This is a genomic window from Fructilactobacillus sp. X8R2C1 (assembly GCF_059900955.1).
In genome coordinates this window covers 111,342-127,506 of sequence record NZ_JBWXVI010000001.1, presented here as the reverse complement: position 1 = coordinate 127,506, position 16,165 = coordinate 111,342, and the positions used below count along the sequence as shown (strand labels likewise).

Below are 16,165 nucleotides of genomic sequence, written 5' to 3'. Positions count from 1 at the left end.
TTAGTTTAATTATTATGATAACACTTTAAAATGGTAAAAAAAGTGTGGAAGAATCAACGTACCCGTGTGATACACGTTCAAACGTGTACATAACAATTATTCTAGGATATAATGGGAACGGTTTAAAAAGGAGTAGGATCGGAAATGGAGTTCCGTATAAAACGTTTCATTAAAAATGTAAACGTTTGTTATTTTTTGGCTTTTGTGGTCGTAGCCTTAATCTTTATTGGGATGTTTAGTTACGCATCCCCACTTTATTATTTTGATTATTCGCCCGACGTTAACTGTTTCTTTACGGTAGGCAAAGGTATGATGCACGGACTAGTTCCGTACAAGGATGTTTTTGAGCAAAAGGGGCCATACGTTTATCTGCTTTATGGGCTCGCTTATTTAATCAGTCACTATTCGATTATTGGAATTACCATAGCAGAAATAATTGCGTTAGCAACCTCGTTATTTTTGGTTTTTAAAACCGCTCATTTATACGTTAGTAAACCAACTGCTTCAATTTTGGCACTTATAACGCCCTTTTTCTTAATGTTTCAAGAGTATTTTACCTATGGTGGCCTGGCGGAAGAATTCGTCTTTCCGATGATTTTATCGGCCATTTATTTAACTTTTAAAGCATGCCACAATCATTTTGCGATTAGTAACGTGAACTGGTTAGTTCAGGGATTCCTAGTTGGGGTGGTTTTTTTATCTAAATACACGCTGTTGGGCACTTGGATTGCTTTTTACATTATTTTTGCGCTGGTTTATTTGTATCATAAAAAGTTTAGTAGTCTTTTTAAGATGATTCTTTCAAGTGGCGTTGGTTTTTTGGCCGCGATAGTACCCTGGGGAATTTATTTTCTCGTTACTAACTCGTTTAAAGCCTTTTACGATGTTTATTTTGTTTCCAACATGACGGTTTATAGCACCTCAGCTAATGGTGGAATTTTCACGAAGATTGCTGGCTCACTAGCCATTTTTAGTGAATTTTTAATTGATAAACCGCAACTCTTTGTTTTGGGTGCAATTCCGTTAATTCTTTTTGTCGTCTTTAACCATGGGGCGGAAAAGAATATTTTTTTGTGTATGATGTTTGTGAGTGCTTTTTTTGCTGTTTACAGCTATACCCCAGACACCCTATACGTCTATTACCAATTAGCGTTTATGCCGTACGTTCTTGTAACGTTGGTCGTTTTAATTGCTAAAGGACTAAATTATAAGCAAATTACATTGCCTAATAAGCGACTTATTTCGACATTTGTTTTGATGACGCTTTTAGTCCTGTTCTTTACCATGGGGGTTAACGGCAATTTTCAAAAATCAAAATTATTTCCGAATAACAATCAGGAAACGCTGGATCCTAGTGATCCGCAGACCGCGCAAAAGAAGTTTGGCAAAATTATTAGAAAAGAGAGTAAGGGAACTCCAACCCTTCTCAACTACGGATATCTTGATCTTGGCATGTACACGGTTTCAGGAGCACTTCCCACGCAGTATTATTTCCAGATCAATAATATCTCGTATGATAAGAACCCTAAAATGGTCGAGTCACAAAATAAAGTTGTTAAAAAGAAGGCGGTTGAATGGATTGTCGTAAAGACCAATCAAGCTGATTCAATCAAAACATACTTTGGCAGACACGATTCTACTAGGCCAGCATCCAAAACCCTGTTAGAGAATTATCGGGTCGTATCCACTCATGAACAAAAGGCTCCCAATAATCGGAAGTCAGTATATTGGTTACTAAAAAGAAAAGCATAATCTTAAAATAAGGTTATGAAGTCTGGCGTCTCCGCGTTTGAGTGGAGGAATGTGGTATAATTGCTTTTATTATTGAGTGTGAGCTTAAATTCTTAATGATTGGAAGAACAATGTATGTTAAAAAAACTAAAAACTAAACCTTATTTATTTGGTTTAACGTTTGTAGTAATGAGTATTATCATAATTCTACTTTTGTCATTTGCTTCACCGTTCTATTATTTTGATACCTCACCCGACAGTAATAATTTTTTCACTGTCGGTAAAGCAATGTTTCACGGAATCATTCCATATAAGGATGTTTTTGAGCAAAAAGGGCCATTTGTTTATTTGCTTTACGGACTAGCCTCACTGATCACAAAACGATCGCTTGTTGGGATGGTACCGTTTGAGATTATTGCGATGATTATTATTATGACCATGTCTTACAAGATTGCTAGATTATACTTGTCACAAAATTGGTCATTTGTAATTTCATTGTTCATGCCAGTTTTTTCCGTGCTTCAGCCATTTTATGACTATGGTGGTTCGGTTGAATTCTTCGTGTTCCCGGCCGTTTTATATTTGATTTATGTTGCTTTAAAGGCTTGTCAAAATGATTTTGATATCAAATGGTGGGAATGGATGATTCAGGGATTCATGGTCGGAGTGGTCTTCTTTTCGAAGTACACTTTACTTGGTCCATGGATTGGATTTTATGTCTTTATGTTTATCTTCTACGTTTACCATCGTCGCTTTAAAGAAATGTGGCGATTGATTTTCTTTAGTGGACTCAGCTTCTTAATCGCACTTATTCCATGGTTGATTTATTTCTTAGTAACAGGGAGTTTTAAGTCCTTTATCCACGTTTACTTTACCATTAACATGACCGTTTACGGTTCATCGGGAATTGTACCAACTAAGATTCTAATGGCAACTGGATTCTTTATGAAGTTTCTGACGCAGTATCCGATCACGGTGGTCTTTGGTCTCTTGGGCTTAATCTATGTTTTATTTGACCATGAAATCTTTAAAGATGGAATTTCAAAGTCGCTTTTCTTGTTCATGATGATTGTAAATGCGATTGTAGCAGTTTACGGTCACACCTTTGGTAAAATCTATCAGTACTATCAATTAGCTTATTTCCCATTTATCATGGTGACAACTATCTTTGTACTGGTGTTTTTTATCAGACACTTTGAATCTAACAGAAAGCTCGCTCTCCCCTGGACGTTTGTTTTCGTAACGCTATGTATGGCCTTAACCTTTGTCCTTGGATCAAACAATAACTTTATTTACTCGAAGTTGCATCCCCAAAACTTATACGTTACTCTTAATCCTAAGAAAGGTGAGTACCAACAGCCTGCTCAAGTTTCGTTTGGAAAGATTATTAGAGACGAAAGTAAGGGAACACCGACCCTTTTAACTTACAGTCGTTTAGAAAATGGTTTTTACACCAGTTCTGGTGCATATCCAACTCATTACTTCTTCGAACGTAATAATATTCCTAGCCGCGCTTATCCTAAAATGATGAGATCAGCTAACAAGGTGGTTCGAAAGAAACAAGTTCAATGGTTGGTAATTAGGGTTGATAATACAAGCAACAAGAGTAATGCTGAGTTGTACAAGTACATGAGCAGTGGTTCTAGAAAGGGTGGACGTGATGCGCTAATTAGAAATTACAAATTGCGTAGTAGTCATGCCCAAATGTTTGAGGAAAGACGAGCTACCTATTACTTGTTTGAAGCTAGGTCCAAGCCTAACCCCAATGCAAAGAAAATGATAAAAGAACATAAGTTTTATTAAATTAGTGGAGTTTGTCAAATTGGCAAACTCTGCTTTTTTTGAGGGATAACGGAGGTTATATGGAATATTTAGCAACAATTGGATTGATTTTACTTTCAACGTTGATTTTAGGAGTTTTAAGTCAAAGGATTGGGATGCCAGCGGTGGTAGGAGAGATTATGGCCGGCTTATTAATTGGACCCGCGGTTTTGCACCTAGTCAGTTTAAATCACCTGGTTTCGGTTGGATCCGAAATTGGGGTCATCTTTTTGATGTTTATTGCGGGATTAGAATGTGATTTCGAGTTGGTCAAGAAGTACTTAAAGCCGGCCGTTAGCGTTGCTATCTGTGGGGTCATTTTACCGGTGGTCGCTTTTACCCTTTATGGTCAACTACTAGGCCAAGGAATTGAAAGAGCGCTCTTTTGGGGAGTGATCTTTTCGGCTACTTCAGTATCCATTAGTGTCGAAGTGCTTCAGGAGTTTGGCAAGTTGAAATCGGTCGCGGGAGCAACCATTTTAGGGGCCGCGGTAGTTGACGATGTGATTTCAATTATTTTGTTGAGTGTTTTTTCCAGTGTGTTTGGGACGGAATCAGGATCTAAAAATTTGTTTGTCCTGTTTACGTTTCAAATCTTGTTTTTTGGATTGATTTTTGTTGTCATTAAATGGATTGCACCTTGGCTCATGCGGTTAGCCGACCTTCTTCCTGCCAATTCAGCCGTGTCGATTATGGGGATTAGCATTTGTTTGATTATGGCATATCTGGCAGAAGCGGCCAATCTGAGCACGGTGTTAGGGGCTTTCTTTGCTGGAATTGCAATTGGACGTACGCCGCTTCATGATCAGGTGATTCAAAGTGCTAATCGAATTGGTTATTCCTTCTTTATTCCAATCTTTTTTGCCGCAATTGGGATGGAGATGAGTTTTAAGGGGCTCTCTAGCACGTGGTTGATTGTTGTAGTAATGACGATCTTAGCGGTTCTTACCAAATGGATTGGGTGTGGAATTGGAGCGAAATTAACTGGATTGACCCTAAAAGATGCCAACGTAGTGGGTGCCGGAATGGTATCAAGAGGTGAAATGGCTCTCATTGTCGCTCAGATTGGACTAGCTAGTCATCTGCTTGCTTCTGAACTGTACTCCGAAATTATTATGGTAATTGTACTTTCGACGATTCTTTCACCAATTATGCTTAAGTTCAGTATTAAATCAGTGTAGTTTTTGATTTTTTGGTACAATGAAAGAAACAAATAAATGGGGCATTTTTATGATTAATGAAATTGACGGTGGAACGATTGTTTTTCAACTTAAGGAAAATCAACCACTATATTTACTTTTAAAAAGTGCAACTAGTGATTTTTGGGGATATCCCAAGGGGCACGTCGAGGGAAACGAGACGTTACAACAGGCCGCTAAACGTGAATTAAGAGAAGAAACGGGAATTCATGGTGAGATTGATGATGGTTTTAATGTAAAGGTCGAGTATGACATGAAGAATGGCCACCACAAAGTAGTAACTTTCTTTGTGACGGAGGTTCCGGTTGGCACTTCGGTTACCAGACAGAAGGAAGAAATTAGTGAGGATCGTTGGTGCACTTACGAAGAAGCTTTGAAGTTAGTCACATACGATAACTTACTTCCACCACTTAAAAAGGCCAATGAATACATTGAGGACCACTATGTCAAATAAACGATTTGTAATTGTGATTACTGGAGCCGCTGGCACCGGTAAGACCACCATCTCGGATTATTTAATGAAAAAGTATGGAATTCCTAAGGTGATTACCCATACGACCAGAGCACCACGGGATCAAGAGCAAGATGGAGTGGATTATTATTTTGAATCACCGACAAGTTTTAAAAAACTTCATCTTTTAGAATCAGTAAGATATTCGGGGCACTGTTATGGATCATCATACGAAGGGTTAGATCGCGCTTTTTTAAAGTCTCCCATTGTTTCAATTGTGTTAGACACGAAAGGTGCCATTACGTATAAGGATCGATTAGGAGTAGAAGCGGTTGTCATTTTTTTGAAAGTTAAAGATCCGGCTGAGCTTAAAAAGCGCATGATTGATCGCGGGGATACTCTGGCTCAGATTCAAGTTCGAATGGAAAGTAAAGAAGACGCGCGTGATTTAAAGCTTCCAGCTGCTTTAAAAAATCGGTCCATTGTGATTGATAATGAGAAGTGGAGTCAAACTAAGAATCAGATTGATCAAATTGTACTAAATTTAAAAAGACAACTTTAAAGAAATCTTTTATCGACTGGAATAAATTCTTTACTTTTAAGTGCAATAATTAAGCTTCACAAAAGAGAATATACGTTGAGAGGATGATTAAATGCCAAATCGAGTGCCACCATTTCTTACTCCATTTGCCATTATTTCAATTTGTTTAGCGTTAGGAGCCACTAATATTGTTGTCAATAAAGCAACCAATACCCACGAGGGTGCTAAAGTCACTACTCATCAAAGCCAGAAACGTTCTATTTTTGACTTTAAGAAGAATGATGATAATAATAAGGGTACTAAGAACCAGAACTCGAATTCTAATGACGATAATAGTAAAAATGAATCCAATAGTTCTGGGGCTAAACAAGATAATATGAATAATAACAATAACGATGGTAATAGTAAGTCACCAAATAATGAACAAGGGAAAACAACTTCTGGTGGACAGGAGCAAAATAATTCGACCAGCACGAATGGAAATAATTCGGAGACTGGTAATAACAATCAAAAGACAACTGATAATAACGGTGGAAATGCCGAAAAATCAAGTCAGAATACCGGAAATAACGGCAATGCTAATAACGGTACGGGGACTACTTCTAACAATACTCAGAATAATACCCAAGCCAATACGACTAATCCTGGGGGTGAACATTAATGTTTAGTTTTCTAGATATTATTAATCATTATCTTGGATATATAACGATTGAAACAAACACTAAAAGCCGAATTTACGTAATTTTAGGGATTTTAGGCGACTTTTACCTTTTGTACGTTGCCTACCGTTTTGTTGTAAATGGCTTTATGATTAGGGGATTTCTGGTCTTCTTAGTTGTCTTGATTTTAGCGTACTTCTTGTACCTAAACATCATGTATTACTTTACTAAAAAACGGGCGAAGTTTGATGTTACCCCGGTCATTAATAGGGTGTTGCACATTCAGCCCAAAGAAACTGATCAGCAAACCGAGGCTCGTAGTGGAAGTCGTCGTTATCGTAATATTCCGGCCAACGGTTTATTTGATGAAAGAAAAACGATGCCAGCTAAATTGGAATCGACAATTAGTGAGCGCCATAACGTTCATCAGTTAGCTGATACCATGATCACCAAAAAAGTAGCGAGTGATGATTACAATGGACTGGGAGATCGGGCACTCCTTTCCGAAATTAAAGCTAATCCTAAGCATCGCGTCTACGCTTTGGGTGATGGGGTGTTAATTCCTTACTTTGATTTAAGAGAAGAAAACGGAAAGTATGAAGTCTATGCCGGAATGAATCAGGTTAATTGTGAACCCGTTGGCCACATTGTTAAAGCTGGTTTTGAAGATATTCAAAAAATCGATAAGAATAAAGTCAAGTTGTATCTAGCTGAAGCCTTTTTGGTTGGAGGAAAATACAAGACTTCTGGTCGAGCAGGCTTAATTGATGGAGCTGACGACTATGCGGTTCAGATTAAAATTGCATATCAGAAAAAATAAGAGATCTCGTCTGAGATCTCTTATTTTTTAGCCTTATTTCTTTTGAGAGTAACTTCAAAGTAATAGATTGGAATCCCGAGTGCAACGATTCCCAGTGAGCAAACGACTCCATAGAAGTCTGATCCAATTTCTGAACAGATTACGAAAAGGGATGCCAAAATAGCTACGATTGGTGTAAATGGATATAGTGGAACTGAGAAAACTCGCTTTCGGTCGGGGTAACGTTTTCTAAGGATGAAAACGCCGAAGAACGCCATCACGTAAAAACAATAGACAGTAAAGATACATAGTTCTGAGAGTCGGTCGGCATCAAAGAAACAGATCATGATGATTACGATTACTAGAACAGCAGCAATTGATACCACTGGCGTTCTGGTCTTTGGATTGAGGTAAGCTAACTGCTTAGAGAACGGAAGTTGATTTTCTTTCGCCATGGCATACATGATACGGGGAAAGGTCATGATTTTTCCGTTCATGCACCCGATGATTGAGATAATGATACCAATACTTAAAATCTTCCCACCGATCATTCCAAAATCTTTGTTAGCCATGTATGGAATGGCATTTGTTCCAAGATCATGAATTTTCTCGGGACCAATGCTTTTTAAAACACCGTATGAAACTAGCATATAAATGGCAATGACAATTAAAATTCCGAAGGTGATAGCACGTGGTAGCATCTTTTTAGGGTTTTTGATTTCTCCACCAAGGTTAGCAACTAGGATCCACCCGTCAAAGGCAAATAGAGTGGCTAACATGGCAACTCCAAAACCACCAACTGAGGAGTGGACGTCACTAACACTTTGAGTAAAAGCATTAGCGTGACCAAAGAAAAGTCCGAAGATAATAAGCGCTGCGACTGGGACGAGCTTACAAATTGTGGTAATAATTGAAAAAGCAGCTCCAAATCGATTGGGAAAGGTATTTAATAGACCAACCGCAACAACTGCAATGATAGCTATCGGAATGTTCCATTCTGGTGAAATATGGAAAAAGTCACCTAATAGGATGGCAAGATAAGCTCCAAGTGAAGCGATCATTGCGGGACCATAAACAATAATCTGCATCCATCCAGATAAGAAGCCCCAAAACTTGTTATAAATGACTTCCATGTATGCATATAGTCCACCGGTTTCTGGAATTTGCGAGGCAATCTCGGCAATTGAAAGTCCCGCGGCTAAAGTCAGAAGTCCCCCGGCTAGCCAAGCCAGCATGGCACCATTTGCTGATCCTGCATCGTTTAGAACGGCAGCTTGTCTAACAAAGATTCCAACTCCGATGATGGTTCCAACTACAAGTGAGAGTGCGGACCAAATTCCTAAAGAACGGTTTAACTTTACATTGGACTCTTCTTTTGGTTTCTTCATATAAAATTCCTCCCTTTGAGAATAAAAAAAGTCCCTGACAACTAAATGTCAGGGACGCAAATTTGCGCGGTTCCACCCAAAATTCTCTGAAATTTTCAGAGCGCTTTTTGTTGTGTATTAATGTGTTTTAAGAGGTGGTTAAATAAAGATTAGTCAGCCAACTTCCAGAATAACGTCGGCTTCTCTTGGGCGGTTTCTTTAAATATTGTTCTCTTAAATTAGTATAGGACCATTTAACCGCGATCCATATTAAATGTCAATGTAATTTTATTAATTAACTTCGTATTTTTGGTATTTTTTGGCCGATGTTTCAGGAAGTTCAACTTTCAACCTCGTTCCCTGATCGGTGTAGTCAGTCTGATAAACCGTTTCGTTTTCATTTAGGTCCGAAACTACTTGGCCACTATTGAAAGGGATGAGGTACGTCTTTTTGACGTAATCTTTAAACAAGTTTTGAGAAATTATGTCAATTAATAAATTAATTGAATCAGGGTCAAGAGCTGACATGATGATGTTATTGCCTTCACGAACAGGATAATTTTCTCCACTCTTATCAGCCTTATTAAAGACCTTAATCATGTTAATGTCGGGGACCCCGATTTCTCTTAGAGTTTTTTCAGTAGTTTGCATCATTAGTTCTTGATTTGGGTCAGAGTAGTCAACTACCTGTACCAAGAGATCAGCGTTGCTTGCCTCTTTTAAAGTTGATTTAAAGGCTTGAATTAGTTGATGCGGAAGTTGACTGACAAAACCAACCGTGTCGGTTGCAAGAAAACGTTTATGGTTTGGTAGCTCAATCTTTCGCACGCTGGTGTCCAAGGTGGCAAATAGCATGTTTTTAACGGTAACTTCTTTCTCCTCGTTTTCACCAAATCGTTTTACCAGTTGATTCATAATCGTGGATTTGCCTGCGTTGGTGTAACCAACAAGAGCAATGGTTTTCAAATCGTTTTGTTTGCGCTTTTTACTTTGAGTGTCGTATGATTTGTCAATTTCCTTTAGTTCGTGACGAACGTGCGTGATTTGATGTTGAATGGTTCGACGATTCAATTCAATTTGGGTTTCACCAGCACCACGGTTAGCTAGTCCGCCACCAGCAGACTGTTGGTCTAATCGTTGACTAGCACTAGTACGGAGCCTTGGGAGTTGATAGTTTAGTTTGGCAAGCTGGACCTGTAACTTGGCTTCACGAGAACGAGCTCGATTGGCGAAGATTTCCAAAATTAGCCCAGTTCGGTCAATGATTTTAGCATTGGTTAATTTTTCAAGGTTTCGAATTTGACTAGGACTGAGTTCATCGTTTGCCACAATGATATCTGTCCCAGACGTTTTGACGAGTTGTTCTAGAAATTCAACCTTACCTTTGCCGAAGTAGGTTGCTGGATCAGGGTGATCCAACTTTTGGGTCACGGTTTCAACGCTATGCATGTTGTTCGCGGTGACTAAGTTGTTAAGTTCCTCCATTGAGTACTGAAAATTAGCATCATTTAAATCTAAACCAATTGTAATTACATCAGTAAAGTTGTCGATCATTTATACTCCTTTAGACTGGATCTGAAATGTTGTTATAGTATTTGATAATATAATCGCCATCTTTATAATCAACTTTAGTGACGCTGCCATTCTGAATGGGTTCACTAATATCGATGTCACTAAAACGACTAACAATACTTCGAATGAGAGTTCCATGAGCGGTAATGAGAATATCATCACCATCTTCAGCGTTGTTAACGATTTCGTCCAGCCCAGTTTGAACTCGTTTCCAAAACTGTGAATCATTTTCGGCATCCCCGTATGGATCGGCGTCAGCAATCATGTCGCGGGTCTTTTCCATCGTATAAGTGGCGATCATTTGACTGTATGAATCAGCGCCAGATGGCCCCCCAATGATGTGCCAAACTTGTCCCATGTCATTTCCCTCAAAATATCCAAAATTCTCTTCTCTGAGGTTTTCCATTTCGATCGGTTCAACTAGTCCTGATGGATTTTCCTTTAGGATTAGTTCCGCGGTGTCACGGGCCCTTTTGGTATCACTACTATATGCCTTGTTGAAATCAACCTTATTAAGGTGTTTTCCAGCATCGATTGCATCGGTGATTCCCTTATCGGTTAAAGCTGAGTCTGCCCATCCCTGTAAACGATGGTAACGATTCAAATATGTTTGGCCGTGTCTGACAAAATATAAATTGATTGAAGTCATTTTTATTTCCCCCTGATTCACTAGTTGCTTAATTCTAGCATATTTTAACGTCCAAGATAAACGTGACGGGTGGAATTGGTATAATTTAGTAATCATTTGAAATAATCATTATATTGTTTTGCGTAAATCATCATGAACCAGATAAAAAATCCACTGACATCATCTTAGTCAGTGGATTAATTAATCTAATTTTGTGATGCTTCCGGGTTAAAATCACTTCTGATTTGAATTCCAGTTCCCTTTTGGGCGGAGAAAATAATTTGATCACCTAATCTTAGGATCGTCTCACCGGTCGGGTGAAGTAGTTTATGGTCGCGAAAGATTTCGTTAATGGTAATGTCACTACTAAAGGGAAGGTCTTTGACTGCTATGTTAGCCAAACTCGGATTAGTTAGTTTAACTTCATGGAGAACTGATTCGTTAGATTCAATCATCTTAAATGTTGACGGGACCTCAATCAACTCTCTTAGCATGGCAATATTAACGGCAAGGTTGTTATATATCTCGACTCCTAGAGAAAGGAGTTCATCTTGATGCTTATCAAGGACATCGCGATTTTCAAAACGAGCGATAACCCGTTTGACACCGTACTTTTTAGCCGACTTGGCCAACTCGTAACTTTTCTCGGAATCAAAGTAGGCCATGACGACGATATCGCAGTCAAAATAGCCGTTGTCAATTAAAAATCTTGGGTCAAGCTTAGAAACAAGATGAACGTTAGCCTGACTGTTATAGGAGCGGTAGTGCTCCTGATTATCAGTGTATACGTTAACGTCGTACCACCCAGTTGAAAGTTGTTGAGCGACTGGGATGGTAGTTAAGTTAACCCCAAAGAAATTAACCTTAATCTTAGGATAGGTTTCTGGTTCGACTTTAAAGGCCTTGTTAAAGACCAGTGGGCCAATGATACAGGTAATGATCGCTGCAAGCAAAAATGCCCCCGACTGTTGAGATGTGATCACTTTCATCCCCTTAGCAACTTGGAGAATTGCAAGAACCATGGTGATGGTTGCACTCGGAAGGGCCATTCCAGCCAGTGAGTTTTGCTTATTGAAACGTAACCTAAAGATGGGATAAAGTCCCAACTTCGCGATGATGTAACTAGCAAAGAAAACAGGGATTAGAACCAAAGTCGCTGGGTTTGACAGCAACTCTTTGACATTCAAACCAACACCACTCATGATAAAGAAGACTGGAATGAAGAGCCCATATCCGATTGAATCCAATCGATCTTTCGTGGTTTCGGATGGTTGTAGTAATTTATAGACCATTCCACCGATGAATGCCCCTAAGATGTCCTCTGATCCAACAAAGACGGCAATCGTTGATAGTAAAACAATGATGAAGAAAGCTAGCCGAATGTCAATCTGAGTGGTTGATTTATTGATTTGGTCTGAAACCTTGAAGAAACGTTTAAACCACCACAATAAAAAACCTGCTACCACAAATAGAATCAGGATGAGCCATAGTGACTTACTGTCGGAACCAAATACCGATGCGTAGATCGTCAGGGCAAAGATCGGTAAAACTTCACCAAGGGCAGCAATTAACAGGATGGTTTGGCCAAAGGCGCTTCCAGTGACGTCTTTTTCCTTTAAGGCTGCGATGACCACGCCAAGTGAAATGGTAGCAAACAAGATTGAAGCTAACCAGAAGTCACTGAATAGTCCAGTTAGTTTACAGAAGTATCCTAGGATTAATGCTAGAATGATAACCGTTGCATACCCCATAAAGGCTAGTTGAACGGATGAAAATCGTGGAGCAGTTTTGCTTGATTTTTTTTCTAGTTCACTGGGATTTTTGTTTTTGGGTTTAAATAAGGAAAAGTCGATTTCCATTCCACTCAAAAACAGTAGGACGATCACACCAATCTTGGAAAGAATGGATAAAATGTTTGAGTCGGAAACGATGTTGAATAAACTGGGTCCTAATATGATTCCAACTAAAATTTCAACGACTGCGGTTGGCAGCATTGAAATGTGGAATCGTGCCATCACTAATGGAGTTATTAGGGCCGCAAGTAGAACAATTACTAATGAGATTGAATCCATATTACGATCACCTTGGTTTATATATTTTGTTCAGTTGAGTTAATATGTTAGAATATTTAATCAAGTTTAGCAAGCAGGAGGGATTATCCGTTGGAAAATTCAATTAAAGATGAAGAACAGAAACACCTTGATTTTGTTGAAAGCAAAATTGAAATGGCAGAGGTCGATGCTGCTAAAAAAATTAAAAAAGCGAAGGGTGACCAATCGGAAATCCAAAAGAACTTTTTTAACGATGTTCGTTTAAAGACAAGTACATATAGTGGACAGATGGAGACGGGTGTCTCGGTTAGACAGCAACAGCAATTACTTTCGGAACGTGAGAATCGCTGGAAGAACGCCGCAAGGGATCTTGATACGCTAAAACGGCTGGATCAAAATCCCTACTTTGCTCGAATTGATTTTCACGAAGAAGGCGAGAAACACACTGAAACCATTTACATTGGCCTAGCGTCATTTACCGATAATCCTGACGATTATCTGGTGTACGACTGGCGGGCACCTATTTCCAGTATTTACTATGATAGTGGAATTGGTGAAATGACGTATGATTCACCGGCTGGTCCCCAAAAGGTTGACGTCAAGTTAAAGCGACAGATTGAGATCAAGAACGGTAAGATTGAAACCATCTTTGATACAGACGAAGCCCTTGGAGACAACTTACTTCTAGAAAATCTCAGTCATCAGTCTGATACCAAAATGAAGAGCATCGTTACCACGATTCAAAAAGAGCAGAACCAGATCATTCGTGATACTGATTCTGATTTGCTTTTTGTTCAAGGAGCGGCCGGGTCAGGAAAAACGGCTGCTGTTTTGCAACGAATTGCATACTTACTTTATCGTTATCGTGGTAATTTGAATTCTGGACAGGTAATCTTATTTTCCCCCAACCAACTTTTTAATGACTACATCAATGAGGTCTTACCCGAGTTAGGGGAACAAAATATGGTTCAGATGACGTACTACCAATACACCAACCGACGAGTTCCCCACTTGGAGGTTGAAACCATTGGTGAACGTTTTGTCGAAACTCATGAAAAACACCAACAAAAGGTGGTTGACTTCAAAAACAGCTTGGATTTCTTTGATCTAGTTGGAACGTACGCTCATCATTTAAATAAGGAAAACTTTCAGTTTAAAGACATTAAATTTGAAGATAATGTCTTTATTTCTAAGGAAGATATTAGTGAAATCTACTATCGTTTTAACGAAAACTATAACTTACGGAATCGTTTGGAAGCTACCAAGGAAGAACTGAATAAGATTTTAAATCGTCACATTGGGAGTGAGATGAAAAAGAAGTGGGTCGAAGAAACCATTGAAGGACTTGACCAGCAACAACTTCAGGCAATTTACGCTAAATATGGCGAAAGTATGGATAATCCCGATAAGGAATATAACTTTTTGGCTAAAAAGATTGTCCAAAACGCTTTTAGAAACGTTAGAAAGGCCATTACTCGCGGTCGATTTGTTAGTATCAATCGCCAGTTCGTTAATCTAATCAGAAACGTTCCTAGAATTACCGACTTGAGCAAGTATGGAATTGATGAACAAGAATGGAATGACGGGGTTGAAAAATCAATTGAGCGATTAAAGAATGGCAAAATTAGTGATGCTGATATTTCAATTTATCTTTATTTGTATGATTTAATATCTGGGAAACGTCCTGATATTCACATGCGTTATTTGTTTGTCGATGAAGTTCAAGACTATACCCCATTTCAGTTGGCTTACCTCAAGTTTAATTTTCCAAGGGCTAAATTTACTTTACTGGGAGACCTCAACCAAGCGATCTTCACGCATGAGAGTAGTAACAGCCTTTTGCGGGAAATGAAGACGATGTTTGATCCTGAGAAGACCAAGGTAATCGAACTTAATAAGTCTTATCGTTCAACTGAACAAATCACTGATTTTACCAAGCATTTGATCCCAGATGGCAGTAAGATCCAGTCGTTTGCTAGAAGTGGTGAACTTCCTAAAGTTAACGTTGTCAAAGATTTTAATAATGGAATAAACGTTTTAAAGAATACGATTCAGGTAAATGATCAGGCGAGTGATACCACGGCCGTCATTGCTAAATCGTTAGACGAGTGTCGACGAGTTCATGATGAGCTAAAAAAAGATGGGATTAAATCCACGTTGATTCAAACCGAAAATCAGCGGTTGGTCAAGGGTGTTATTGTTGTTCCGGCCTATCTAGCTAAGGGACTTGAGTTTGACGCCGTTGTAATGTGGAATGGTTCTAAAGAAGAATATCCAACGGAGCGTGATGACCAGTTAGTGTACACAATTTGTAGTCGTGCTATGCACCGCCTGGACGTGATTTCAGTTGGGGAGTTATCACCAACGTTTAAGGACGTCCCAAAAGATGAGTATGATTTAGTAACCAAGTAGGTGAGTTTTGTTGAAGGATTTCTATGAATTTAGTAAAAATGAATGGAAACAGTTTTATCCAAATGAATCTGCTCCAATTACACAGGCTAATTTGGAAAGATTAAAGGCCTTTAATGATCAGATCTCACTTGACGATGTTTCTGATATTTACATGCCATTGGTACGCTTATTAGAACTGGCTTCTAAGCATTACCAAGATTGGGAGCTTACTGAAAGTGATTTTCTAAAACGTAAAACGCCTAAAATTCCATTTATCATCGGAATTTCGGGAAGTGTGGCTGTGGGGAAATCAACCGCAGCGCGTTTGCTTCAATACCTTTTTACCGATTTATTACCAGACATGAAAACGCAACTAATCACGACTGATGGTTTTTTGTATCCAACGAAAGTCTTAAAAGAAAAGGGCATTCTTGATCGTAAAGGGTTTCCTGAAAGCTATGACATGGAATCATTGATTCAATTTTTGGTTAAGATTAAGGCCGGTGTGAAAGAAGTAAAAGCACCAGTTTACTCTCATCAAACGTATGACATTATTCCTCATCGTTATGATGTCATCACTAATCCCGACATTTTAATCATTGAAGGAATTAACACGCTTCAAATTCCTGATCATCAGAAACTCTATATTGGTGATTTTACTGATTTTTCGATCTATATCGATGCTAATCCAGATCTGATTGAGACTTGGTACCTTAATCGTTTTAAGAAGTTAATGAAAACGGCTTTTCAGGATCCAACTAATTATTACTATAAGTACGCAAAAGAGGAGCCAGAACAGGCGGTTAAAATGGCGGGAAACGTTTGGAAAACCGTCAATTTACCGAACTTAAAGGAGTACATTTTACCAACACGTGAAAGAGCCAACCTTATTATTCATAAAGGTGTGGGTCACATCGTTGATAAAGTTTATCTTAGGAAATATTAAAATAAAAAT

13 protein-coding genes are annotated in these 16,165 nt (G+C 38.7%); 9 read left to right on the top strand and 4 right to left on the bottom strand.

Annotated elements, in window-relative coordinates; genetic code table 11:
* Positions 1-144: 144 nt before the first annotated feature.
* The 7 genes from AC6UD6_RS00670 (at position 145) to AC6UD6_RS00640 (ending at position 7,222) form a co-directional block, all read left to right on the top strand.
* Positions 145-1,752, top strand: a complete 1,608-nt coding sequence (locus AC6UD6_RS00670; protein ID WP_500695259.1) for an ArnT family glycosyltransferase — start codon at positions 145-147, stop codon at positions 1,750-1,752.
* Between the two features lie 114 nt (positions 1,753-1,866).
* Positions 1,867-3,534, top strand: a complete 1,668-nt coding sequence (locus tag AC6UD6_RS00665) for a glycosyltransferase family 39 protein (RefSeq protein ID WP_500695258.1) — start codon at positions 1,867-1,869, stop codon at positions 3,532-3,534.
* Between the two features lie 59 nt (positions 3,535-3,593).
* A complete protein-coding gene (locus tag AC6UD6_RS00660) occupies positions 3,594-4,733 on the top strand; it encodes a cation:proton antiporter (protein ID WP_500695257.1) in 1,140 nt (379 codons plus the stop codon).
* Between the two features lie 49 nt (positions 4,734-4,782).
* Positions 4,783-5,205: a bis(5'-nucleosyl)-tetraphosphatase gene (locus AC6UD6_RS00655; protein WP_500695509.1), complete on the top strand. Its 423-nt coding sequence runs from the start codon at positions 4,783-4,785 to the stop codon at positions 5,203-5,205.
* Positions 5,195-5,764 carry a guanylate kinase gene (locus tag AC6UD6_RS00650; protein ID WP_500693500.1) on the top strand — a complete coding sequence of 190 codons (570 nt, stop codon included), beginning with the start codon at positions 5,195-5,197 and terminating at the stop codon, positions 5,762-5,764. Before AC6UD6_RS00655 ends, AC6UD6_RS00650 begins: the two co-directional genes overlap by 11 nt.
* Positions 5,765-5,855: 91 nt before the next feature.
* A complete protein-coding gene (locus AC6UD6_RS00645; RefSeq protein WP_500695256.1) occupies positions 5,856-6,404 on the top strand; it encodes a hypothetical protein in 549 nt (182 codons plus the stop codon).
* Positions 6,404-7,222 (top strand): DUF6681 family protein, encoded by an 819-nt coding sequence (locus AC6UD6_RS00640; RefSeq protein ID WP_500695255.1) that lies wholly within the window; start codon positions 6,404-6,406, stop codon positions 7,220-7,222. The genes AC6UD6_RS00645 and AC6UD6_RS00640 overlap by 1 nt, the downstream gene beginning before the upstream one ends.
* A 20-nt stretch (positions 7,223-7,242) precedes the next feature.
* Here AC6UD6_RS00640 and AC6UD6_RS00635 read toward each other — a convergent pair whose 3' ends face one another.
* The 4 genes from AC6UD6_RS00635 to AC6UD6_RS00620 all read right to left on the bottom strand — a co-directional run bounded on the left by AC6UD6_RS00635 (position 7,243) and on the right by AC6UD6_RS00620 (position 12,840).
* Positions 7,243-8,589 carry an APC family permease gene (locus AC6UD6_RS00635; RefSeq protein ID WP_500695254.1) on the bottom strand — a complete coding sequence of 449 codons (1,347 nt, stop codon included), beginning with the start codon at positions 8,587-8,589 and terminating at the stop codon, positions 7,243-7,245.
* 270 nt (positions 8,590-8,859) lie between these two features.
* Positions 8,860-10,122 (bottom strand): GTPase HflX, encoded by a 1,263-nt coding sequence (gene hflX, locus AC6UD6_RS00630; RefSeq protein WP_500695253.1) that lies wholly within the window; start codon positions 10,120-10,122, stop codon positions 8,860-8,862.
* 10 nt (positions 10,123-10,132) lie between these two features.
* The gene (locus AC6UD6_RS00625; RefSeq protein ID WP_500693505.1) at positions 10,133-10,789 is read right to left on the bottom strand and encodes a histidine phosphatase family protein; all 657 of its coding nucleotides are present in this window, start codon (positions 10,787-10,789) and stop codon (positions 10,133-10,135) included.
* Between the two features lie 185 nt (positions 10,790-10,974).
* Positions 10,975-12,840, bottom strand: coding sequence for a cation:proton antiporter domain-containing protein (locus tag AC6UD6_RS00620; protein WP_500693506.1), 1,866 nt, complete (start codon positions 12,838-12,840; stop codon positions 10,975-10,977).
* Positions 12,841-12,930: 90 nt separating this feature from the next.
* Here AC6UD6_RS00620 and helD point away from each other — a divergent pair, with 90 nt between their 5' ends.
* On the top strand, positions 12,931-15,231 hold the full coding sequence (gene helD / locus AC6UD6_RS00615) for an RNA polymerase recycling motor HelD (RefSeq protein WP_500695251.1): 2,301 nt from the start codon (positions 12,931-12,933) through the stop codon (positions 15,229-15,231).
* Positions 15,232-15,241: 10 nt separating this feature from the next.
* Positions 15,242-16,156 carry a type I pantothenate kinase gene (gene coaA, locus AC6UD6_RS00610; RefSeq protein WP_500695250.1) on the top strand — a complete coding sequence of 305 codons (915 nt, stop codon included), beginning with the start codon at positions 15,242-15,244 and terminating at the stop codon, positions 16,154-16,156.
* Positions 16,157-16,165: the final 9 nt, after the last annotated feature.